The following is a 20,310-nucleotide window of genomic DNA, read 5'->3' as shown; positions in this document are numbered from 1 at the left end:
GCCCAGCGCTCTCTCCGCGGCCCGCTCCTGTTGCCGTCGCTGCTCTGCTTCCTCAAGCGGCGGATGCGGACGGGGTCAAGCCGCCCGGGACTGCCGTTCGTGCTGTCGGCGTGCCGCATGGTGAGCGGTGTGCTGCCGGCCGCCGGGAATCAACCGCAGGCGGCGGCCGCCGGCATGACGCGGCTCTGGCGGCCTGGCGGTGAGACGGTCCTCGACGCGGTCCATGCCGTACAGCAAAAGCCCGAGCAGGGGCAGCAGCAAAACAGCAATGACGATCACGGCATAGGTCCTTCCCGGCTGACTGCACCGCCCCGGGTACCCACCACGAGCACGGCCAGTCAGCGGGATACGTGCAGGCCCGGTAACCGCGGCAGCAGGAGCCCAAGATCGGAGACAGTGCGGAACGTGCCGAGGCCGGATGACACCGGACGCCGTCGGCAGGGAAGGACCCTTCGACCTCCCCAGGTGTCATGGCCCTTCCCCGTCCGGCTGAGGACGACTACCCGCCCGCCCCGGGCTCATGCTCACGCGATCGCCACCTCTCGACGGCCGTCTGCAGATGGTTCTGCAGGTCAGGCGGCATCGATTCCGGCCCGGTCACCGCCGCAGTCACCACATCGGCCACCACCCGGAGCTTGACGTTGCTGTTCTGGGAAACCTCCACCGAAATCTCCCACGCGTCCTCGGCCGGACAGCCGAAGGCGGCCATCAGCGCCCCGGGGCCAAATCGATCACCGGACGGCTCTCGAGCGCATACCTGAGCTGCTCGTTCTTGTGCTCAAGCCGCTCCATCCGCTCAGACACGCCGGAGACGGCACGGGTGCCCACCGGTTCGTCGTATGCCGGCCAGACGGTCGGCACGCTATACGGACGCCAGGAGGTATGACGCTGGGGAAGTCGCATGAAAGGCGCCTGCCCCACTCCCCCACCAGCACACAGTGTTGTCACCCGAAGGCTGGTAACCGCATGGCTTTCTCACCGAAGGCCGAGTGACCGTTTGCGGCGGAAACAGAGATGGAGCGGATCGCCTCCCGTACCGCGCGTCCGCGCGCCCTCACCTCGCTCAGCCGGACCCGACCGGCTGACAGCGGGAGGCGCAACTCCGCAGGCCTGTCCTTCGGTGTCGTTCCTGGTCGCATGGATCATCCAGGGGGATTCTGGAGCTGTGGCAGGGAAGAGCGTCCGGACTTGCAGCCAGTGCGGCAGCCCGCTGCCCCAGGGACCGGAAGTCACGCCGGTACTGCTCAGCGGCCTGCCGCATAACAGCGTGGAGATGGAAGCGTGAGCGGCAGGAGTGGTGGCGGAGCAATCTGGAGTCGCCACCGCCTTGCGCGAGGGCCGTCCGTTCCGCCGGCCCAAGAAGCGGTACCCGGTCTGCAAGGGCTGGTGGTTCGTCGGCGAGGTCACGGGCGGCAACCGCGAGCGAGTGGATGCCCCGTACTGAGCTGCTCATCGCCATATGGGTGGTGACGGAGCAACCTGCCCGGCCACTGGTGGACGGAGACGCGAGTATGCGGTCATGCATGCATCGAATGATCAATCTGGCGTCGCACGCCGCCGCTTCCTGAAGGGCACGCTCGCTACCGCCGCGGGTGGCCTCCTGGTACCGGCCGTTGCGAGTCGCTCCCAGGCGGCCGCTGCCCTCCCTGTTGTCGGGCAGACGGTCAACCTGTCGGTCAGCGTCTTCGGCGCCGTCATGACGAGTTCGCTTCAGTCTGGTGAGCAGACGCTCAACTTCATCGGCAGCCGGGTGGTCAAAGCGTTGGCAGGAGGCCCCGACTTCGTACGGTTGCAATCGCTCGACTTCACGCTCGAGGCAGCTCACCCGCTGTTCGGCAAGATCACCATGACGCTTCCGGACGTCGACGTTTCGCCGTTGAGTACCGTGCGGCTGTCGTCCAGCGGGTTCACCGAGACCTGGTACGAGACCTCCAAGATCAAGTTTGAAAGGTCTGGAAACCTGCCCGGCCCGTTCGAGTTCCAGAGCGAGAAGCCACTCACGGCTACCGCGACCATGCCCAACTGGCCGCCGCCCCAGGCTACAAACCCAGACGGCTCGCCCACAGGCGGCGTCCTCTACTCGGTTGTGCAGCCACCGACTTTCACAGGCGGCGACCAGCGGGTTGACTTCACGGCGTTCCCGCCCAACGTCGGCCAGCTGCTGGCGCCGTAACCCAGTCTCACCTCCGCAGCTGAGGCGCACCAAACGCCTACCTGACTGCGCGGATCAGGGACTCGGGGACTGACCGATTGGCCGCCGTTCATCAGCGCGGGCGAGCGCGGCTGCTCTTCGATCACGGCCGTCGCTGTGTCTGCGCGCGTTGAAAGCGAGCCTGGTGGCTGCCCGGCACGCTGCAGGGTTTCCCCACTGGAGCCTTGCAGGTGGGGCACGACACGTGTGGCACTCTCCGGGCCAGGTCCTCGGTCGTGGTCCCGCTGCTGTGCGAGGCTTCGGTCCCGCCGCGTTGCGCCCGTTTGTCGGCGGCGGCCTTTTTCCGGGAGGCGATGACCAGCTGGAGCCGTTCGTCGTGACCGCCCATGCGCCGCTGCGGCTGACCATCTGGGACGGCGTCGAAACACTCCTGCCCCGGACGGGCGTTGTACGTCGGGCACTTCCGAGCTCACCAAAAGCGAGGCCCTGACAAAACTCGCCGTCCTCAGCGCACTCCGCGGAAAAGTCTCGGCAGACGGGTCGCGGCCGCTTCTACCCTCAACCGGTGACTACACCGCCAGAGCGCCTCCTTCCAGTGCTGCGCCGCTGGATGGGCGACGGGCAAAACCACCAGCGCGTGAGATCGCTTCCAGGCCGTACGGCGCGGTGAGTTCCACGCCCCCTGTGGTCCGCAGTCGGCTTTCCTCGCCGGCTGTCCGTTCTCCTCATGGACGAAGCCAACCCCCGCCTGCGCGGGGAGGACCAGAGAACACATAGAGGTTGTGACCGCGCTTCCGTGAACCCTTGTACGGACCGTGTAGTGCTGGTTCGTCAACGTCCGTACTCGTCAGGTAGTGCGGTCACAACCGGGTCCTGGCCAGGCGGAGTCGCGATCCGCGAGCGGGAGATGCGGCCGGGTGCCGAGGCTGTGGGTCCACGATCTCGTCATGGGAAAGGATTTCTCGGCAGCATGTCGATCGGTGGGTCCCCCGTTCGACGCTTGGGTAGAGGCGCGACTCGCGACGCAGAATCCGGACGGGCCGCGGCTCTGTGATCAGCAAGTGCTGTCCATTCGTCGACCAGTGGTTCGGGTTGCCGGCTGCATCGCCGCCGCGCCGCCGGGACGCCCCGAGGAGAAATCATGCAGATCCGCGCCCGTATGAGCATGAGTGCCGATGGCTACGTGACCACACCGAACGGGTGGCCCGCCCTGACTGCCGACCCCGCGTTCGTCTCCGGCGAAAGCCACGGTATCCGGGAGTTCCTCGAAGGCTGCGAGGCGGCGCTGATGGGCCGCACCACCTTCGAACCCGCGCTGGCCAACAACCGCTGGCCGTGGCCGGACCTCGACGTGTTCGTACTCGGCTCACACCGTCCGGACGGCACCCCTGACCACGTCATCACCGACAGTGACCCGGTGCGGCTGCTGGAGAAGCTCCGCTCGGCCAACCGGGGTGGCGACGTCCACCTCATCGGGGGCCCGCAGACGATCGGGACGTTCCACGCCCTTGGCGCACTGGACACCCTCGAACTGGTCGTACTGCCGATGCTGTTCGGCGGTGGGATGCAACTGACACCCATGCTCAGTCCCGACACCGGGCTGACCTTCCAACGCGAGCGTGCCCTCCCCGGTGGTTCAGTGGAGATCGTCTACTCCTGCCGGGGCAGTCGCACTGACCTTCCAAGCAAGCCTGCCAGCCAACGCTGATCTCGGCCAAGACGCAGGTCGCACACGGGGGAGATGCCGAGCCTAGGGCCTGTCCGGCGGATCAAGTCGCAGGAAACGGACCGTGCCTCATCAACGCTGGTGAGCGGGGCTTGGTGCGTGCGGCTGCAAGGCGGAGGAGGGAGTCATGGCGGAGCCATGGCGACCGACGACAACGCCGCAGATGGGCGTGCCAAGCCCCGCGTCTGCGGCATGATCCGCCGGACAGGCCCTAAGACGGTCTTCCGCGCCCGGACTGCAGGACTGTCCCACCGGGGAATCCCTCCACCATGGGACTGGAGAGGCTCAAGGGCATCCTCTTGCCGGAGCTGAACCTCATGGTTCGGCAGGTCATGACCGTCGATGGCAACTTGATGGTCGACGCGGCGGCATGCGGCCCTCCGGGCAGGTGTCCTCGGTGTGAGCGTCCTGCTACGCGGGTTCACAGCCGATAGTGGCGTCAGGTATGCGCGGTTACGTGTAAGCGGGCGGGGGCTGACCCTCCGTCTGCGCGTGCGCTGGTTCTTCTGCGGGCACAGCCAGTGTCACCGCCGGACGCTTGTGGAACAGGTGGCGGGCCTGACCGAGCCGCGGCGCCGTTCCTCACCGGCGGCGCGGTCGGCCATGAGGGCGGTGGCGGTGAAACTCGGTGGGCGTCCGGGACAGTCGCGTACACGGCACCGACCGACTGCAGGGTGCTCATCCTGCCCAGGGCCGGCCTGCTCCAGCACCTGTACCGAACCCGGCTGCCGGCCCTGACCGTCGCCCCCTCCACGGCCCCGGAGTCCCGGCTGCTTCTCGCCCATCTCGACGCCGCCTGGTCCCTCGCGGAGCAGCTCGGCCCGGAGGCAACGCATGCGGCCGGCGAGGCGATGGCCATGCTGCTGACCGGACTCATCCGGACACACGCACCCATCGCGGTCCCACCACAGTCACTGCGGGCCGCGGCCACCGCATACGCCGACAGCCGGCTGAGGGACCCGGACCTGGCTCCGGCCACCATCGCTCGGGCGCTGAACGTCTCCGTCCGCACCCTCCACCGTGCCTTCGCCGACGGCGAGACCGTCATGGCCTATGTGCGACGCCGCCGCCTCGAAGGCGCCCGCCGCGAACTCGACTGTCCAGGCAGCCCGTACACCGTCGCCGACGTCGCGGCACGCTGGCAGTTCGCCGACTCCAGCCACTTCCGCCGGGCCCACCGCGGCACGTAAGGACAGTGCCCCTCGGCGACAGGGTGACCGAAGCACCTGCCTGGATGATCTATTCCAAGGGGTTCAGTGGTTCGTGCGTCGAGCGTGGATACCGCTCGCCCACGGTCAGGCGCTGTCCGGTGCTGCGGATACCAGTCGTGCCGCTGGTGGTAGCGGTGCGTGCTGAGGGCAGGCTTCGAACGCCTGGATCGCCAACCCTGCGAAGCGTCGGGAGGCCATGACCTGGGTGTCGGTCGATCTGGTGTGGATCCCCTTGTTGGCCATGAGGATGAGAATGAGGTCGTCCAGGACGAAGTCGGACCGCAGGCGCCCTGCGTCCTTGGCCCGCTGGGCCAGTCCGGCGACCGCTTTCACCGTGTACTCACGGCCCGCGACATCCGGCGCCCCTGGAAAGGCCGACATGAAGGCTTCGCTGAAACCCCGATCCCGCGCGTGCAGCTCACAGATCTTCTCGATCACCAGGCAAAGGCCACGCCACGGATCGGGATCGGCGCACCCGTCGTCGACGATGGTGTGACATGCGCGCAACTGGTCCGCGAAGGCTTCGGTGGCCAGCACCTGCTTGGTCGGAAAGTGACGGTACAAGGTGGCAGGTCCGACCCCCGCGCACCGCGCGATCTCCCGCATCGGCACGTCCAGGCCGTCGGCGGAAAACAGTGCCCGGGCCGCGTCGAGGATGCGCTCGCGGTTGTCCAGCGCGTCGGAACGCAGGGTGTGAGGCAAACGGTCGATCACGCTCTCACTTTACCTAAACGGACGGGGGCGTCCGTTAGCGTTCAAGACGTAGCAGCTCACCGAGATCATCGGGGCGCACAGCACCGGAACCGAACCCCTGCCGCGCCGTGAACCCCCTCCCGCCGTCGGCGGCGATCGGCGGCGGGTACGGAGCACGACCGCACATGATCGGTCCGAGAACATGGGAGACGACACTGAAGGCAATCGCGATCCAGACGTACGGAGGTCCTGAAGGTCTGGCTGTTGTCGACCTGCCGGCTCCCGCACCTGCTGCCGGACATGTGGTGATCGCCACCGAGGCCGTGGGCGTCGGTGGAGTCGACACTGTGATCCGAAGCGGGGCCCTGGCCGCCTACGGCTTCAAGGAGGGCCACATCCCGGGCAGCGAGGTGGCGGGCACCGTGACCGCGGTCGGTGACGGCGTCGACGCCTCGTGGATCGGCGGGCGGGTGTGGGCCTTCACCGGCACCGGCGGAGCCTACGTCGAACAGGCCCTCGCACCGGTCGAGGAGATCGTTCCCCTGCCCGTGAACCTGTCCGCGGTCGATGCGGTGACACTCGGCAGTTCCGGCGTCGTGGCCCACTTCGGGCTCCGCCACGCCCACTTCGCCCCCGGGGAGACGGTCCTGGTGCGTGGTGCGGCCGGCAGCATCGGGATCATGGCCGTGCAACTCGCCGCTCGCGGCGGCGCCGCCGCGGTGGCGGTCACCACCTCCTCGGCCGAGCGCGGCGAGCGGCTGCGACGTCTCGGCGCGACCCACGTGCTGGACCGCTCCGGCGACGGAGGGCAACCAGCTCCCGCAGGGTATGACGTCATCATCGACGTGGTGGCCGGCAAGGACATGCCGTCGTTCTTCGACCGGCTCAACCCGAACGGCCGCATGGTGGCCGTGGGCGCTGTCGCAGGCCAGCCACCGCCGGACTTCGGCACGAAGATCATGGCGGCGTTCCAGAAGTCGATGTCCTTCGCCGCTTTCAGCGCAGCCACCGTCACCGGAGCCGACCGGCGTGCCGTGCGGAGCGAGCAGTTCGCCGCAGCGAGCCGGGGTGAGATCGAAACAGTGGTGCACGAGGTGCTGCCACTGGACGCAGCCGTGCTGGCGCACCAGAAAATGGACGCGGGCGAGGTCTTCGGCAGGATCGTGCTGACACCGTAGTCGAAGGTACCTACGCCGGGATTGCCACGATCCCCTGCTCAGTCGAGGCGAGGGAGTCCCATGTCGGTGCATGAAGACAGAGTTGGACTCCCTCGCGGCCGCGCTCTATGTGAAGACCGATGATCTGCTGAAGGGTTCGCCGCAGTTCGGGCCAGGTCAAAGGGCTGGTGTGACCGGTACTCAGGGTGCTCACGCTGGTCGTGGGCGGGAGTCTCTGGAGTGGTTCGTCTGTCAGCGGTTGACTTCGAGGTCCGCCGTTCTCCGCCAGAGGCGCGCCACCGGCGCGCAGCCGAGCATGTATCGTCGGGCGGCAACTGGGCCCCGGCTGCTTTCCTCAGACGCTGTTGCCAATTCGGGGTCTGCTTCGCCCCGCTGATCATTGGTCGAGTGGGGGCGCAGGCAGTGCCCAGTACTGAACCGTCCGGACGCCGTGGAGCGGACGGTCGAGGCGTTCACCAACGGCCCGAATAAGTCGACGCCTGAGCAGGCGTAGGAGCTGAACGAGGTGATCCGCACGTGCATCTGTGATCACGAAACCGCACAGGCAGCCCCAGTCAGCTTCTCGGCCGGCGGGGGCTTCGTCGTTTCTACCGGCCCGCTGCCAGTGGACGGGAGGGAACGGCCAATTCCACGACTGAGAACCGGACAAACAGCGGAAAGTTCGCGCCACGGATCTTGTGTGGCGCCTGTGAACCCATGAGGGTGGTCGGTGGCGCAACACGCGTTCGATTTTTCTCAGGGGGAAAAGTGAAAGCACGTTTTGTCGTCCCGCTTCTCGCGGCAGGGGCCCTGCTGGTGCCGGCTGCCACGGCGTCGGCTGCGGCAGCTCCGAGCGGCAGCACGGGAAGAGCCGTCGCGAGGACTGCTGCCTTTCCCGTGTGGTGCACGTTCCAGGGTGAGAAACCGTTCCAGGTCACCCATGGCGGCCCGCTGTACGCCCAGGGCCATTACACGGGTTGCTCAACTCCGGCACCCGACCAGTGCCGGGTCCAGGTCGATCTTCAGGAGTACGTGCGCGACGGGTACTGGCGCGCGGTGAAGCACAAGGACAGCGGGTGGACGAGGTGCAGCGGGCGCTACACCACTCCAGGGCTCACGTGCGTGCATGATGGAGAGAAGGAAACGTACAACACTCAGGTGACCCTTCAGGTCGAGTACCACGGACGCTTCAGCGAACCCGGAATCGCAGACACGCACAACACCGTGATCGACTGCTGAAGTCCGTTCACCCGTAACGGCCTGCCGGATTGATTCGGTAGGCCGTTTTCGGCTTCGGTCGCACAGATGAAAGTGAGACAGCAGCATGCACGTTCATTTTGAAGCAGTAGACCCAGAGAACATGATCAGGTTCTGGGGCGGCATCCCGGGTTGGGGTGGGTACAGCGTCGGCGAAGCGGAATCTCCGGCTGTGCTACCGGTCGTCACCGTCCTTGTTGGAACGATCGCCGAACAGGTTCAGACGCTGATCGCCAAGGGCGCCTCTCTCGTGGAACCTCACGATTGTATGCACGCCCTGATGACGGATCCGGAAGGCAACAGGTTTATGGTGGTGCTCGACCCCGACCACGAAGCATGACGTCGTCCAGCGTGGATGCGGCCCGGCGTACGGCACAATCCAGGTCGCTTTCTCGGCGGCCGGATGGCGCTGGGAGACGGCCTGCACCGCCACGTGAATCAACGACGACGCGAGGGCGCCGACAGCCAGCGCGGGTGGAAGACGTGCGGGAGGCCGCCGAGTAGGAGCGGACAGCTCTGCGGTTCCCGCTCGCTGAGGCCGGGTGGCCTTCTACGACCCAGTGCATGGATCCCGAGCTGCTGGAACGGATCACCGCGCGGCGTGCGGAACTGGACGAACTCGAAGAACAGCTGGCCGAGCAGTTGGCAGAGGTGCGGGCCGAGCGGGACGAACTTGCCGTCGCCGAGCGGGTCCTGGAGCAGGTGAGCGAACAACTCGCCGACGAGCGCGCCTCAGCCGCGCCGATGCCCGGGCAGGTGGGTGGACGGTCGGTGATGCTGATTCCGCACCGCGAGCCGGACCTGGAGGAGACCATGCTCCCGCCGGACTACCAGCGCGTCCTCGCCGCTGTGCGGCAGACTGCCGGACCCGTCATGGCCCGGCATGTCGGCGAGATGCTGGGAGTCGACGTCAGCGTGCGGGCCAAGCGGGAACCGCTGTGCGGGAGACTGGTCAGACTCGTTGATCGCGGCTGGCTGCGCAAACTGCCCGACGGCCGGTTCACCACCCGCCTGTGACCGGGGACGCTGTCGCCCGGAGCAGTCCGGCGCGAGCGTAACCGCGGTGCCCCCGGCGGCCGTTGGAATTGTGTGACGAAAACCAAAGGACGCGCCGAGGACACCTGCCCGCTTGTCTACCAGTGCCGTCTGCCGCTGTCCACGCACACCGTCAACCACCTCGCCGGTCTGCTGCGCCGCCATCTGAAGGCGATACGGTCCAGGTGGCGGATCCTACCGCCCGGCCGGATCGCGGTGATCGTCCTGGCCGTGCTGCGCCACGATCAGCGACTGGCCGACATGGCCGGCGGCAACAACGTGTCCGAGTCCACTGTCCGCCGCTGGCGCGACGAGCTGATCACACTGCTCGCAGCCCAGGCACCGTGCCTGGACCGCGCCTTGAAGAGGGTCGCTAAGACAAGGCGGGGAGGTGGTCCTGATCGACGGCACCCTCATCCCCACCCAACGTCGCACCGGCAAGGCCAACCGGCGGAACTACTCCGGCTGTGAGCATGATGATCGTGTCGTTCCGGCCGTGGCCTGACCCGTACTCTGGCTGGCTGCTTGTGCCTTGTGTTTGATCTGTCGACCCGGTCGGAGCGGCGCATACCGGCACCGGGCCGGCGGAGCGTGTCCCGATAGGGGCCTTGGCCTAGAAGGCACCGTCACAGTCCTGACCGCTCCACCGACCGGCGCTGGTCATCGGCACTGCGTCGTCGAACAGGAGCACCGTGACCACCCTCAGCATGCCCGCTGCCTTCCACACCCTCCAAGCCGCCACGGCCGCTGCCGCGCCGGGTTCGGTGGTGCTCGGAGTCGACACCCACAAGGATGTGCACGTCGGCGCCGTCCTTGACCATCTGGGCGGGCTGCTGGACACCGGGGAGTTCCCGGCCACCGCGGCGGGCTACGGCCAACTTCTTGACTGGACGCGCCAGTTCGGAACCGTGCTGCGGGCCGGTGTGGAGTGCACCGGCTCCTACGGTGCTGGACTCGCCCGCTACCTCGCGACCCAGCGGGTGCCGGTGGTAGAGGTTAACCAGCCCGACCGATCCGCCCGGCGTCGCCGCGGCAAGACCGACGCCGTCGACGCCGAGTCCGCCGCCCGAGCCGCACTGTCGGGCACCGCACGGGCGCTGCCGAAGAGCGGCGACGGGCAGGTAGAGGTGCTGCGTATGCTCCGGTTGACGAAGAACTCCGCGGTCAAGGCCCGCACCCAGGCGCTCAACCAGCTCAAGGCCGTGCTGGTCAACGCTCCATCCGCCCTGCGCGAGGAGCTGGAGCCGCTCTCGAATGCGGTACTGGTCCGCCGTTGCGCGGAGCTGCCCGATCCCTGCGACGGCAACCCAGCAGCCGACACGGCAGTCTTCACGCTCCGGCTGCTCGCACAGCGCGTCTCGCGGCTTCGGCAGGAGGTCACCGAGCTTGGGCGGCGAATGACCGCAGCGGTCCAGGCAAGCGCACCCAGCCTGCTGGAGCGGTTCGGGATCGGGCCGGACAGCGCCGCGGCCCTGCTGATCACCGCCGGCGACAACCCTGAGCGACTGCGCAGCGAGGCGTCCTTCGCCGCGCTGTGCGGCGCCAGCCCTGTCGAGAAGTCCTCGGGCAAGTCCCGGCGCCGTCGGCTCAACAGGGGCGGAGACCGACAGGCCAACGCCGCGCTGCACCGCATCCTGGTCACCCGCATGCGCCAGGACGAACGCACCCGCTCCTACCTGGAGCGACGCACTACCGAGGGGCGAGGCAAACGCGAGATCATGCGCTGCCTGAAACGCTACGCGGCCCGCGAGGTCTACGCGCTGATACGCGCCGACATGACCGCATGCCACCACCAGCCTGACGATCCATCAAACCTCACAACCGCAGCTTGACAAACATAGGGGCATCAAACACCACCATCACGGCCTGCACTTCCTCGCCTTGACCGACGAACGCGGCCGCGTGATCTGGATATCCGCCGCCCGGCCCGGCCGCACCCACGACATCACCGCCGCCCGCCACGACCACATCCCGGCCCACCTGCGCGCCGCCGGCCTCGGCTCCCTCGCGGACCTCGGCTTCCGCGGCCTGGACAACGACGTACTCGACCCCGTGATCGTCACCGGCTTCCACGCCAGCCGCACCCACAAACTCACCCCCGGCCAGAAGGAAGCCAACCACGTCCTCGCCGTCGGACGCGCGCCAGTCGAACACGGCTTCGCGCACCTCAAGAACTGGCGGACCCTCACGAAGCTCCGCACCGACCCCGCCCGCGCCACCCGCCTCCTGCGAGCCTTGCTCGTTCTGACGAACCTCGAAGTCAACCGCTGACAGACGATCTACTCCACAGGCTCCCGCCCACGACCAGCGTGAGCACCCTGAGTACCGGTCACACCAGCCCATTGACCTGCGACTTCAAGTTGGCGGAGGCTCAATGATGCAGGCCACGCTCGGCTTCACCTGCGAGGCGCGGTGGCTGAGGCACGCTCATGCCCACCTGCGGTACCTCTTCCCCTACCTGCCCAAGCAGCCCGGCTACAACAAGCGCCTGCGCAAGTCCGCAGACGTCGTCCGCCACGTGACCCGCACGCCGGCCCGGGACACCACGCTGTGGAGCGACGACGTATGGGTCGTGGACTCCACGCCGATTGAGTGCGGCCGTTCCCGTGAGACCGTCAAGCGCTCCGACCTGGCCAGATGGGCCCAGTACGGGTACTGCGTCTGTTGAGGCGGAAATACGAAAGTGCCTTCCTGGCCTGGGACGATGAACCTCGCTGAGGGGTTCTGTCGGTCCAGGCGGAGGGCACTTTCTGCGTGCAGGCTATCGGGTTGCGTCCCAAGGTCCATCTCAGTGCTGATGGTGCTGGGTGGGGTGGTCGGGCATGCCGGTGCACGGTTGCCGGCAGATCTCGCCGATGCCACGGGGCTGATCGCCGGGTACTCCACCACTCTCAGACCGCTTCGGCCACGCGGGACCGGATACGACCCGGGACGGATAGCCACCGACCTGGCGGTGATGCTCGCCGACGGCGGCGAGGCCATCGCGGACCTGGCTGTTCTGCGGGACCAGGCAGGGGTCTTCGGCCCCATCGCCTCGACACCGACGGCCCGGCGCGGAGGTGTGTCGCGAACACCGAGAGACAATAAAAGAGGGCGGGAGTCAGTGAGACTGACTCCCGCCCTCTTCTATCCGCATCCGCCCCGGCCAACGCTTGATTTCTACTGATCCTAGGCGAGTGCCCCGGAAGCCGAAGAAGTGCAGGGCCGGGCCTCTGGCCTGCGGCCATCTAATCGATCAACACTGGACTCGCCGGTATCGGTGCCGCTGTTACGCTGACTCTCTGACCGTATTTCGGCGCACCGTGCCACACGGTTTCTGTCGAAACGGCAATCCAAAAGAGCGCCGCTTACGTAACCAAAATGCAGCCGCAACCAAGGATACGTCCCTAGCCCGACGCCGATCGCCTTAGCCGCGATGATCAGTTCTTTCCATGGAGACCCGACGAGCGCGATGCACCCCCTCGCACTTCGCAGGCGTGGGCAGCGGCCGGATCCTCCCTCATTGCGCGCCGGAGTGGCGCCGACTTGAGGGGCTGCAGCTCCCACTCCCTGTGGAGGTCGGGGTGAAAGTTGTCGTTGAACTTTCCCGATGCGAGGGGTATGCGCAGCGCGCGTTCCTGGCTCCGGAGGCGTTCCGGATGCACGGTGAGAAAGCGCTCATGTACGACGCGAACCCCGACGACGCCCGGCGCGACCAGGTGCTACGTGCCGCGGCGGCCTGCCCGGTCCAGGCGATCCTGGTCGACCAGCTGGATGCGCGGCACGCACCGACGGAGGCGTCGCCGTGATGACCAGTGCCGACAACCTGCGTGCGTTCAATCGCGATGGCCGCGTCGTGATCGTCGGGGCGTCGCTGGCAGGGCTGCGGGCCGCGGAGGCTCTGCGCGACGAGGGTTTCACCGGATCGTTGACCATGATCGGTGACGAGTTGGGCGAGCCCTACGACCGGCCTCCCCTGTCCAAGCAAGTACTGACCGGGTGGGTGCCGGCCGACGGCACCACTTTGCCCCGCCGTCGTGGCATCGATGCGCAGTGGCTGCTGGGCGTGCCCGCCAGCGGGCTGGACCTCGCGACCAACCACGTACATCTCGCCGATGGACGCGAGGTTCCCTTCGACCGGGTGCTGATCTCCACCGGGGTACGGGCCCGGCCGTGGTTCGTCGAGTCCGAGGCGGCCCTGGCCGGAGTGTTCGTCGTACGTACGCGCGAGCATGCCGAGAGCCTGCAGCGAGCCCTCGCCGCCGGGCCCTCCCGCGTACTGGTCATCGGTGCGGGATTCACCGGCTCCGAGATCGCCTCCGTCTGCCGCGAGCGGGACATCCCGGTGACCGTCGCCGAACTCGCACCGGCCCCGCTGGTCGGCGCACTCGGCGCCATGGTCGGCGAGGTGGCATCGGACATGCAGCGCGCCCACGGCGTCGACCTGCGGTGCGGCGTCGAAGTCACCAAGCTGGAAGGCGACGCCCAGGGGCACTTCCGCCGCGCCCACTTCTCCGACGGCAGCACCATCGACGCCGATGTGGCGGTGGTGGCGCTCGGGAGCATCCGCAACACCGAGTGGCTACGGGAGTCGGGACTGGCGGCGGGCGTGTGGGGAATCACCTGTGACACGGGTTGCCGCGCCCTCGACATCCATGGCCGCGTCGCCGACGACGTCTTCGCCGCGGGAGACGTGGCACGTTGCCCGAACCCCATCTACGAATACCGGCTCATCGCACTGGAGCACTGGTCCAACGCCGTGGAGCAGGCAGAGGTCGCGGCACACAACATGGTCAGCGCCCAGGCGGACCGCCGGCCCCACCTGTCCATCCCGCTGTTCTGGTCGATCCAGTTCGGCGTCAACATCAAGTCCGTCGGCGTGCCGACCTTCGCCGACGAGGTGGTCGTCACCCAGGGATCGCTGGACGACCACCGTTTCGTCACCGCATATGGCTATCGGGGCCGCGTCACGGCCGCCGTGAGCTTCAACAACGGCAAGTGGCTGGACCACTACCGACGGTTGATCGAGACGGCAGCACCTTTCCCGCCCCCCTGCCCAACGCCGGACCAGCCGGCCGACATGAAGCCGGTGCCCGTCGACTTCCCCGGCCCCGCCCGGCTCGCGCAGGGCGCCACGGTGGTCGTCACAGGCCATGACCCGGGTGAGCGCCGCGTCACGGCCGGTCAGCGGCATCGGCATCGGCAGGAGGGAGGCCGGACGAGCGGGACGCCCGGCACGTCCGGCACGCTGCAACGGATCTTCGACTACTCCGCCCGGGCCGACCCCTACCCGTTGTATGCCGAGTTGCGCAGGACGCCAGTGGCTCGGCAGGAGGACGGCAGCTACGTCATCAGCGCCTATCGCGAGATCACGGACGTACTGAATGACCCGCATCTGAGTTCCGACGTGCGCAATCTGTCGTGTCCGATGCCCTCGGGCGACGGAGGGGCCCCGTCGTCGTTCATCCACATGGACTCGCCCGAGCACGATCGCCTGCGGCGTATGGCGATGCGTCACTTCGGCCCCCCGCACACCCCTGGGCTGGTGACCGGACTTGAAGGTTTCCTGACCGCCACCGTCGGCAGCCTGATCGACGATCTGGCGGGCAGGGAGCGGATCGACGTCGTCGACGACTTCGCCTTCCCGCTTCCCGTCACCGTGATCTGTCGCTTGCTCGGCGTGCCACGCGAGGACGAGCCGAGGTTCCACCTCTGGGTGAACGACATCATGAACTCGATCGACTACGACCCCAAGACCGACCCGAAGGAGAAACTGGACAAGGGCGTACAGGCCCGCAAAGATCTGCGCCAGTGCCTCGGCGAGCTGGTGGAACAGCGCCACGGACGGCCGGGAGTCGACTTCCTGTCACGGCTGGCCAACTACGACGGACCCGACGGTCGGATGGCCGACGCCGACATCGTGGCCACCGCCAAACTGTTCCTCATCGCCGGCCATGAGACCATCGTCAACCTCATCACCAACGGCATGCTGACGCTGCTGCGCCACCCGCAGGTGCTGCAACGACTGCGAGACGAACCGGACCTGATCGTGCCGCTGGTCGAGGAACTGCTGCGCTACGAGCCCCCCGTGCACATCATTCCCTGGCGGGCGGCGTACAGCGACATCACCGTCGCTGACACCGTCATCCCCAAGGGCTCGCAGATCATGCTCATGCTCGCCTCAGGCAGCCGCGACCCGAAGCGCTTCCACGATCCGGACCGATTCGACCCGGATCGGCGTGACAACCAGCACCTGGGGTTCGGCAGCGGCATCCACCTGTGCTTCGGTGGCCCGCTGGCCCGGCGTGAAACCCAGATTGCGCTGACCGAGCTGGTACGCCGGCTCGACCGACCCAGGCTGGTCGCCGATCCGCCGCCGTACCGACCCAGCCCCGTTCTCCGGGGTCCGATCCATCTGGACATCGAGCAGGGTGACGGTTGACGCGGCGGCCGAGGGCAGTTGGAAGGTCACGCCGCGGCCGGCCGGCTCTGCATTCGACAGCAACCGCTACCCTCCTCAGCTCCCATCCCGCTTCGCTTGCTGATGCAGCTGAGCGTCCCACCGAATCCAGGTAGCCACACCGACATGGTGCCGTGGGCGGCACCGGAGCCGGCACAGGGGTAGGTGTAGGTGTAGGTGAACTGACTCATCTTTTCCGAGTAGGCCGCCACCAGGTCTTGGGCAAGCCGGGGGTAGTTGTGGTCGGTGGTAAACCGGGAACGCAATTGCACTACATCCCTGAGTCGCAGAGTGACCCAGATATTCGGCGGCGTGCGTCGGCGGTCGGACGCGGCAACGATCACGCGTCTGCTCACCGAGGCTCCCCAGGTAACGGTGCCGGACCGACAGCTCGCACCCTTCGACGGCACGGTAGGCGGATGGGCCCTCGGCGGAACGGGTCCCTTCTTCGGGTAGGGCGTCCCGGTGCACACGATGGTGCCGATCTTTTCGTCGGTGAAGCTGTGTGCCTCGGTGCTCCCCAGCTTCTTGGTCGACCGGCCGTCGTTACTGAATCGCATGTGATCGGCGCCCGGTTTGCCGTAGCGCACCGCGTCGTAGACCACATAGGTCTTGCCGACGCTCTCGGTCACGGTCTTCGTTGTCTGCTTGGTCTTCGTCGTGGCGTTCTCCGGCGGTCTTCACCGCGGCTGTCACCTCGGACATGAGCGTCGTCCCGGCGTCTTGTCCAGGTCGTCGCGTACGGAGTAGTAGTCGGTCTTGGCCACGTCCAACAGTGGATCCGCAGCGATCGCGTTCTCCACGTCGATGTCCCACAGCTCCAGAGCGTGGTAGAGGCGGTAGATGCCGACCTGCTCGCTCCAGCCGGCGGCAAGGGCCAGTGCGGCGGCTGAGGTCGTGCGGATGTTGATGATGTCCCCAGGGGTGTTGCGGACTCGCCGGCTGCCGCACCGGGGAAGTCACCCTGGTCGGCCGCCTGCCCCGTTCCTGCGGCCCGGGCCAGCTCGTCCTGGCCGACCGTGAGTTCCTTGGTGTCCCGTTGTGGCAGGCGTTCACCGCCACCGGAGCCGATCTGCTGTGGCGGGTGCCCGCCAACCGCATCCTGCCCGTCGACAAGCGACTTCGCGACGGGTCTGGCTCTCCCACATCCATGCCTCCACCGACCCGGCCCCGCCGGGATCCGGTCGAGGTCCGTGTCCTTGCCTACCAGCTCAAAGCCACCGCCGACGGCTACCGTCTTGTCACCAGCCTCCTCGACGCCCGCCGCTACCCGGCCCGGCAGCTGGCCGCCCTCTACCGTGAACGCTGGGAGATCGAATCTGTCTTCGCCGAGATCAAAACCCACCAGCGGGGCGCGGGGGTCGTGCTCAGCAGCAAGACCCCTGAGGGTGTCCGCCAGCAGATCTGGGCTCCTCTCCTGGTCCACCATGCCCTGCGTGAGCTCATGCTGAGAACCGCGGCCACCCGTCAGCTCGACCCCGACCGGGTCTCCTTCACCGAAACCCTGCGGTCCGCCCGCCGCAGTGTGACCGTCACGCCAGGCAGCTTGTCCCCCTCACCTCCTGGTCAGAGCATCGCGAATCCTCCAACAGGACCTTCTGGAAAGGCTCCTGCCCGTCAGACGACTCCGCAGCCAGCCCCGTGTGGTGAAACGCAAGATGTCCAACTACCGGCTCAAGCGGCCCGAACACCACACATGGCCCCAACCCACCCACACCGGCACTCAAGCCATCCTCATCACACGACCCCAGCCCCCGGACCAATAACGCAATGGCATTGCTTCTAGGACGTGTCTGACAAAACGATCACGGTTCACGGAATTCGGGGCGAACCTGCCTCCGCCACCTACCGGTGGAACGTCGACCTGACACAGGTACCGGGCCGAGGTGCCGTACGAGAAGATCTGTCTGTGAGGACGGCCGAGCGGAAGGAGCTGGGGCTCAGCAGTCCTCGACCGGTGCGCCGGCGGGCAGTGCGAAGTGCGCGCGGGCCGCGGTCTCCAGCGCGGCGGGCGTCCCGGCGTCGTCGTCGAGCCGGGATTCGGCAAGGAAGCTGAAGTGGTTCTCCTCCCACTCGGCGTAGCCGGCGCCGTCCGGCGGCTCCTCCTGCGCCACGACGCGGTAGCCGCCGTCGGTGTCCCGCTCCAGCCGCACCACCTGCGGGAAGTGAGCACCGCCGCACTCCACGAGGGCGCCGTCACGCACCCCGTACTCCAGGCACAGCGTGTCGACCCCGGCCCGCACCCGGTCTCCGTTCTCCCGGAGGTCCAGTGCTTCCGCCCGGCAGAACCACTTCGCCCTGAGGGCAGGCGTGCTCTCCCCGTAGCCGCTCCCCGCTGCCTGAGTCACGAGCCGGGCCTCGACCACCGGTCGTACCTCGGACCACAGGCCTGTGTCCACGCCCGCCGACCACCGCGCCCACGCCCCCGTCGCCAACAGCACTGCCACGGCTCCCACTCCGGGCCCCCACATGCGTACGGACATCATCGCGAGCTCCTCACCCTGCCGCGCGCACTGCGCCGCTCCTGCGGGTCAAGACACACGCGAAGGGCGCGGGGTTGCGTCTGAAGTCTGCCCGAGGGCTCCGAGTCTCTCCTTCCGAAGGGGGGTCCGGTGCCCCGTTCCGCTCACCGCGTGCCGCCCGGACAAGCCCCTGACCAGGCCGGACAGGCCACGGGTGTCCCGGACATGTCCTGGACACTTCAACCCATTGATGACCTCGAACACCCTGGCCAGCCTTTCGGTCTGTCAGCCGGACCCGCCTTCGGGTCCGGTACGGATCGGATGGAAGGAAGCACGGGATGTCCGCAAGGAACACGGTGAAGACCACAGCCGTCGCGGGGGCGGCCCTGGCCATGACACTGGGGAGCCTCGTCATGGCCGCCCCGGCCCACGCGGCGACCGCTCCGGGGGCGCTGATCGCCGAGCAGGCGCTGGGCCAGTACACGAGCGGCAACGCCGAGGTGCAGAAGCGGAAGTACGAGGGCGACGCCAAGGACGGCGACACCGAGAGGAACAACTGCAACTTCTACACCGGCTTCTGGACGGCGAAGGCAAACCTCCAGTGGGACCACACCAGCGCGCCCCGCACCGGCACGATCGTCAACCGCCAGGCATGCGGGACGAGCAAGGGCTACATGTACATCAAGGTCAACGGCGCCTGGACGAAGACCTGGACCAGCGTCAAGTGGACCTCGCGCGCCTGGTGCGCAGATTTCGCCAAGTACACCTGGTACTGGGGCAAGGCGAAGATCACCGGCCTGAACGCGGCAGCCGACTCCTTCCGCACGTACGGCAGGTCCAACGGAACCTGGCACACCAAGGCGCAGGTGGCGGCGAACACCTACAAGCCGAGGCCCGGTGACGTCGTGAGCTACGACAACAACGGTGACGGCCGGGCCGACCACGTGGGCGTCGTGACCTCGTACAACACCGCCAGGAAGGTCTACAACTCCGTGGAGGGCAACACCTCGCTTGAGCAGCTCACCTACAAGAAGACCCAGGCCGCCACGGCGGGCAGGGTCATCGGCTACACCTCGCCGAAGGCGCGGTAGTCGTCCGGTGATGTTGTCCTGAAAGGGTTTTGTTCCATGGCAGGCGCACGACAAGTATGGGTCGCATGGAACAGAGGGCGCTCGCGCTGCAGGAGTTACGGACCGCGACTGAGCTGAACGCGGAGCTGCGCGAGCTGAAGGCGCGCTCCCGGCTGACGTATCGACAGCTGGAGGAGCGCGCCGCCCGGCATGGGGAGCTGCTGCCGCGCAGCACGCTGGCCGACGTGCTGCGCAACGGCTCACTGCCGCGACCGGAACTGCTGGCCGCGTTCGTCCGCGCATGCGGGGAGGGCGATGACGTGGACGAATGGCTTGCCGCCCGGCAGCGTGCCGCCGAGTCTCCGGCGCCGTCCTCGGAGAGCGGTGCCTCGGCAGCGAACGCCCCTGGCACGGTCCGGCGACTCACGGACGCCCGCCGCACGCGCGTCGTCGCCGTGTCCGTCGTCGCCGTCGCGGTGGTCACGGCCGCGTCCTGGGCCGCCCTTCGTGACTCCGGCGGCTCGGGGACGTCCGAGTCCGCACCGACATCCGCGTCCACGCAGTTGCCGCGCGACCAGGTCCTCATCCGGCCGCTCGGGTCCCCCGGCCTGTGCGTGACGGACGGACAGGTGGCGGACAACCGGTACGGCTCCCTCGTCGCCGTACAGCGCCCCTGCGGCGAGACGGAGCCGCAGACGACGACCCTGGAGCCGGTGGGCAAGAACGCCTACCGCATCTCCTGGTTCCGCCCCGACCAGGGGAAAGGCTGCCTGAAGGCGCTCACCTCCGGGCCCGGCAAGGATCTGCTCGAACCCTGGGAGGCATGCGACCGGACCACCGCCTTCCGCTTCGTACGCATGGAACCCAAGGAATCCGAGCAATCCCGGGAATCCGGGGAATCGCGGGATTCCGGGGTCTCCGGGAAGGCCGCCGGCCGGACCTATCTGATCCATGTGACCGACGAGAAGTGCGTGGGCATCAGAGCCGCGAGCACCGTCGCGGGCGCGGAGGCCGTCGTCGAACCCTGCTCGGGCACGGACGCCCAGCTCTTCGTCGTCGAAGCCTCGCTGTGAGCCTGGCCGTGGTTCACGGGCGGCCGAGCGAGACG

Annotated in this window: 20 protein-coding genes and 4 pseudogenes; 18 read left to right on the top strand and 6 right to left on the bottom strand. The window is 67.7% G+C overall.

Going from position 1 to position 20,310, the window contains the following annotated elements:
• Positions 1 to 75 precede the first annotated feature (75 nt).
• Together OG798_RS48750 and OG798_RS48745 are read right to left on the bottom strand one after the other, a co-directional pair.
• Positions 76 to 279: a hypothetical protein gene (locus OG798_RS48750; protein WP_121413617.1), complete on the bottom strand. Its 204-nt coding sequence runs from the start codon at positions 277 to 279 to the stop codon at positions 76 to 78.
• 220 nt (positions 280 to 499) lie between these two features.
• Positions 500 to 709: an ANTAR domain-containing protein gene (locus tag OG798_RS48745; RefSeq protein WP_328759386.1), complete on the bottom strand. Its 210-nt coding sequence runs from the start codon at positions 707 to 709 to the stop codon at positions 500 to 502.
• Between the two features lie 588 nt (positions 710 to 1,297).
• Between OG798_RS48745 and OG798_RS48740 the strand changes: the two genes are divergently transcribed.
• The gene (locus tag OG798_RS48740) at positions 1,298 to 1,444 is read left to right on the top strand and encodes a hypothetical protein (protein WP_328759385.1); all 147 of its coding nucleotides are present in this window, start codon (positions 1,298 to 1,300) and stop codon (positions 1,442 to 1,444) included.
• A gap of 75 nt (positions 1,445 to 1,519) precedes the next feature.
• Positions 1,520 to 2,173 (top strand): hypothetical protein, encoded by a 654-nt coding sequence (locus OG798_RS48735; protein WP_328759384.1) that lies wholly within the window; start codon positions 1,520 to 1,522, stop codon positions 2,171 to 2,173.
• Between the two features lie 121 nt (positions 2,174 to 2,294).
• Here OG798_RS48735 and OG798_RS56800 read toward each other — a convergent pair whose 3' ends face one another.
• Entirely contained in the window at positions 2,295 to 2,540 is a 246-nt protein-coding gene (locus OG798_RS56800; protein ID WP_443054131.1) for a zinc finger domain-containing protein, read from the bottom strand.
• Positions 2,541 to 3,293: 753 nt separating this feature from the next.
• Between OG798_RS56800 and OG798_RS48730 the strand changes: the two genes are divergently transcribed.
• Positions 3,294 to 3,860: a dihydrofolate reductase family protein gene (locus OG798_RS48730; protein WP_328759383.1), complete on the top strand. Its 567-nt coding sequence runs from the start codon at positions 3,294 to 3,296 to the stop codon at positions 3,858 to 3,860.
• Positions 3,861 to 4,552: 692 nt separating this feature from the next.
• Positions 4,553 to 5,068, top strand: coding sequence for a helix-turn-helix domain-containing protein (locus OG798_RS48725; protein WP_328759382.1), 516 nt, complete (start codon positions 4,553 to 4,555; stop codon positions 5,066 to 5,068).
• A 105-nt stretch (positions 5,069 to 5,173) separates the two neighbouring features.
• On the opposite strand, the gene OG798_RS48720 is transcribed toward OG798_RS48725, so the two are convergent.
• A complete protein-coding gene (locus OG798_RS48720; RefSeq protein ID WP_328759381.1) occupies positions 5,174 to 5,803 on the bottom strand; it encodes a TetR/AcrR family transcriptional regulator in 630 nt (209 codons plus the stop codon).
• Positions 5,804 to 5,997: 194 nt separating this feature from the next.
• Between OG798_RS48720 and OG798_RS48715 the strand changes: the two genes are divergently transcribed.
• The 11 genes and pseudogenes from OG798_RS48715 (at position 5,998) to OG798_RS48665 (ending at position 15,652) form a co-directional block, all read left to right on the top strand.
• Positions 5,998 to 6,960, top strand: coding sequence for a zinc-binding dehydrogenase (locus tag OG798_RS48715; protein ID WP_328760182.1), 963 nt, complete (start codon positions 5,998 to 6,000; stop codon positions 6,958 to 6,960).
• A 1,303-nt stretch (positions 6,961 to 8,263) separates the two neighbouring features.
• Positions 8,264 to 8,536 carry a VOC family protein gene (locus OG798_RS48710; protein ID WP_328759380.1) on the top strand — a complete coding sequence of 91 codons (273 nt, stop codon included), beginning with the start codon at positions 8,264 to 8,266 and terminating at the stop codon, positions 8,534 to 8,536.
• A 224-nt stretch (positions 8,537 to 8,760) separates the two neighbouring features.
• Positions 8,761 to 9,213 (top strand): hypothetical protein, encoded by a 453-nt coding sequence (locus tag OG798_RS48705; protein WP_328759379.1) that lies wholly within the window; start codon positions 8,761 to 8,763, stop codon positions 9,211 to 9,213.
• Positions 9,214 to 9,285: 72 nt separating this feature from the next.
• Positions 9,286 to 9,702 (top strand): hypothetical protein, encoded by a 417-nt coding sequence (locus OG798_RS48700; protein WP_328759378.1) that lies wholly within the window; start codon positions 9,286 to 9,288, stop codon positions 9,700 to 9,702.
• 236 nt (positions 9,703 to 9,938) lie between these two features.
• Positions 9,939 to 11,063, top strand: coding sequence for an IS110 family transposase (locus OG798_RS48695; protein ID WP_328760180.1), 1,125 nt, complete (start codon positions 9,939 to 9,941; stop codon positions 11,061 to 11,063).
• Positions 11,029 to 11,502, top strand: a complete 474-nt coding sequence (locus OG798_RS48690; protein ID WP_328760179.1) for a transposase family protein — start codon at positions 11,029 to 11,031, stop codon at positions 11,500 to 11,502. Before OG798_RS48695 ends, OG798_RS48690 begins: the two co-directional genes overlap by 35 nt.
• 100 nt (positions 11,503 to 11,602) lie before the next feature.
• A pseudogene (locus tag OG798_RS48685) lies at positions 11,603 to 11,890 on the top strand (IS982 family transposase); the annotation flags it as partial.
• Between the two features lie 65 nt (positions 11,891 to 11,955).
• A pseudogene (locus OG798_RS48680) lies at positions 11,956 to 12,286 on the top strand (IS1380 family transposase); the annotation flags it as partial.
• 508 nt (positions 12,287 to 12,794) lie between these two features.
• A complete protein-coding gene (locus OG798_RS48675) occupies positions 12,795 to 13,019 on the top strand; it encodes a ferredoxin (RefSeq protein WP_121418116.1) in 225 nt (74 codons plus the stop codon).
• A pseudogene (locus OG798_RS48670) lies at positions 13,019 to 14,389 on the top strand (NAD(P)/FAD-dependent oxidoreductase); the annotation flags it as partial. The gene OG798_RS48675 and the pseudogene OG798_RS48670, both read left to right, overlap by 1 nt.
• Before the next feature lie 249 nt (positions 14,390 to 14,638).
• Positions 14,639 to 15,652, top strand: a complete 1,014-nt coding sequence (locus tag OG798_RS48665) for a cytochrome P450 (protein WP_328760178.1) — start codon at positions 14,639 to 14,641, stop codon at positions 15,650 to 15,652.
• Positions 15,653 to 15,678: 26 nt separating this feature from the next.
• On the opposite strand, the gene OG798_RS48660 is transcribed toward OG798_RS48665, so the two are convergent.
• The gene (locus OG798_RS48660) at positions 15,679 to 16,302 is read right to left on the bottom strand and encodes a hypothetical protein (RefSeq protein WP_328759377.1); all 624 of its coding nucleotides are present in this window, start codon (positions 16,300 to 16,302) and stop codon (positions 15,679 to 15,681) included.
• A 320-nt stretch (positions 16,303 to 16,622) separates the two neighbouring features.
• Between OG798_RS48660 and OG798_RS56795 the strand changes: the two are divergent.
• A pseudogene (locus OG798_RS56795) lies at positions 16,623 to 17,456 on the top strand (transposase); the annotation flags it as partial.
• Positions 17,457 to 17,610: 154 nt separating this feature from the next.
• On the opposite strand, the gene OG798_RS48655 reads toward OG798_RS56795, so the two are convergent.
• Entirely contained in the window at positions 17,611 to 18,156 is a 546-nt protein-coding gene (locus OG798_RS48655) for a hypothetical protein (RefSeq protein ID WP_328759376.1), read from the bottom strand.
• Between the two features lie 314 nt (positions 18,157 to 18,470).
• Between OG798_RS48655 and OG798_RS48650 the strand changes: the two genes are divergently transcribed.
• Positions 18,471 to 19,223, top strand: coding sequence for a CHAP domain-containing protein (locus OG798_RS48650; protein ID WP_328759375.1), 753 nt, complete (start codon positions 18,471 to 18,473; stop codon positions 19,221 to 19,223).
• Between the two features lie 65 nt (positions 19,224 to 19,288).
• Positions 19,289 to 20,275, top strand: a complete 987-nt coding sequence (locus tag OG798_RS48645; RefSeq protein WP_121413815.1) for a helix-turn-helix transcriptional regulator — start codon at positions 19,289 to 19,291, stop codon at positions 20,273 to 20,275.
• The last annotated feature ends 35 nt before the right edge of the window (positions 20,276 to 20,310 follow it).

It is taken from the genome of Streptomyces sp. NBC_00271, assembly GCF_036178845.1.
Lineage (GTDB): Bacteria > Actinomycetota > Actinomycetes > Streptomycetales > Streptomycetaceae > Streptomyces.
The sequence above is the reverse complement of the archived record's forward strand: the minus strand, read 5'-3'. Positions and strand labels throughout refer to the sequence as shown.